This is a genomic window from Micromonospora sp. M42, assembly GCF_000568915.1.
GTDB lineage: Bacteria > Actinomycetota > Actinomycetes > Mycobacteriales > Micromonosporaceae > Micromonospora > Micromonospora chalcea.
Genome location: NZ_KK037233.1, coordinates 4,562,785 through 4,565,120 on the forward strand (window position 1 = coordinate 4,562,785; position 2,336 = coordinate 4,565,120).

The window sequence follows — 2,336 nt, forward strand, 5'->3', positions numbered from 1 at the left end:
AAAACACGTCACGTCACGAAAGTCGGCAACACCCGAAGCCGGTGGCCCAACCCTTGTGGAGGGAGCCGTCGAAGGTGGGGCTGGCGATTGGGACGAAGTCGTAACAAGGTAGCCGTACCGGAAGGTGCGGCTGGATCACCTCCTTTCTAAGGAGCACCATCCACCGAAAGGTGGCATGGAGCCCGCACCGCCCGAACGTGGTGGTGGGGTGCTCAGATGGCGGAGACACTGGCAAGTTCGGCGCCGGCAACGGCCGGGATACCTCTAGTACAGCCACTTCGGTGGTGGGAACGAGTTCCTGGTGCGGCTGGTGAGGAGCGTAAGCACCCTGTTGGGTCCTGAAGGAACAACCCGAGCGGTTGTTGTTTCAGAGCCTTGAGATGCCCCGTGTGGACGTTGGTCCCGGGGGCGTGAGGCGCCAGGCATGGCCTGGTCTCGCAAACCGTGGCCACGTGGTGGTTGCAGGTGTGGGGCTGTGGGTTGTGGGTTGGTTGTTTGTTGAGAATTGCACAGTGGACGCGAGCATCTTTGTGGTCAAGTTGTCAAGGGCGAACGGTGGATGCCTTGGCACCAGGAGCCGATGAAGGACGTGGGAGGCCGCGATAGGCCTGGGGGAGCTGTCAACCAAGCTGTGATCCCAGGGTGTCCGAATGGGGAAACCCGGCATCAGTCATGTGATGTCACCCGCACCTGAACACATAGGGTGTGTGGGGGGAACGCGGGGAAGTGAAACATCTCAGTACCCGTAGGAAGAGAAAACAATTTAGTGATTCCGTGAGTAGTGGCGAGCGAAAGCGGATTGAGGCTAAACCGGCTGCGTGTGATACCTGTCAGGGGTTGCGTGGTCGGGGTTGTGGGACCCTGCTGAGCAAGCTGACACTTGTTCGAGAAGTTACAAAGCCAGTGGTTAGTCGAACAGTCTGGAATGGCTGACCGTAGACGGTGATAGTCCGGTAGGTGAAAGTTGCTGGTCTTCTGTGGGTGTTCCCGAGTAGCGGCGGACTCCTGAAATCTGCCGTGAATCTGCCAGGACCACCTGGTAAGCCTAAATACTTCCTGGTGACCGATAGCGGACGAGTACCGTGAGGGAATGGTGAAAAGTACCCCGGGAGGGGAGTGAAATAGTACCTGAAACCGTTCGCCTACAATCCGTCGGAGCCTTGCGGGGTGACGGCGTGCCTTTTGAAGAATGAGCCTGCGAGTTAGTGGCATGTGGCGAGGTTAACCCGTGTGGGGGAGCCGTAGCGAAAGCGAGTCTGAATAGGGCGTTTTTAGTCGCATGCTCTAGACCCGAAGCGGAGTGATCTAGCCATGGGCAGGCTGAAGCGCGGGTAAGACCGCGTGGAGGGCCGAACCCACCAACGTTGAAAAGTTGGGGGATGACCTGTGGTTAGGGGTGAAAGGCCAATCAAACTCCGTGATAGCTGGTTCTCCCCGAAATGCATTTAGGTGCAGCGTCGCGTGTTTCTTGCCGGAGGTAGAGCACTGGATGGTCTAGGGGGCCCACAAGCTTACCGAAATCAGCCAAACTCCGAATGCCGGTAAGTGAGAGCGCGGCAGTGAGACTGCGGGGGATAAGCTTCGTAGTCGAGAGGGAAACAGCCCAGATCACCAGCTAAGGCCCCTAAGCGTGTGCTAAGTGGAAAAGGATGTGGGGTCGCATAGACAACCAGGAGGTTGGCTTAGAAGCAGCCACCCTTTAAAGAGTGCGTAATAGCTCACTGGTCAAGTGGTTCCGCGCCGACAATGTAGCGGGGCTCAAGCACACCGCCGAAGCTGTGGCATTCACATTTTAACTTCGCCTGGCCTTGATGCCAGGTGCAGGTGTGTGGATGGGTAGGGGAGCGTCGTGCCGGGGGTGAAGCAGCGGGGTGACCCAGTTGTGGACGCGGCACGAGTGAGAATGCAGGCATGAGTAGCGAAAGAAGGGTGAGAAACCCTTCCGCCGGATGACCAAGGGTTCCAGGGCCAGGCTAATCCGCCTGGGTGAGTCGGGACTAAGGCGAGGCCGAGAGGCGTAGTCGATGGACAACGGGTTGATATTCCGTACCCGCGAAAGAGCGACCTGACGAACCTCGTTGTGCTAACCACCCAGAACTGCCGGCGGTCTTCGGACCAAAGGTGGGGAGCGTGGGAACCTGGCGGGTAGTAGTCAAGCGATGGGGTGACGCAGGAAGGTAGCTGAGCCCGGCCGGTGGTTGTGCCGGGGTAAGCGTGTAGGCCGGTGTGTAGGCAAATCCGCACACCATGGGGCTGAGACGTGATGCCGAGCCGATTCAGGTGAAGTCAGTGATCCTATGCTGCCGAGAAAAGCCTCTAGCGAGTTCTTAGCGGCC

1 rRNA gene (running past one end of the window) is annotated in these 2,336 nt (G+C 58.5%); it reads left to right on the top strand.

The features are described from left to right. The first annotated feature begins 532 nt into the window (after positions 1 to 532). Positions 533 to 2,336: ribosomal RNA gene (locus MCBG_RS33125) — 23S ribosomal RNA — on the top strand (it continues 1,481 nt past the right edge of the window).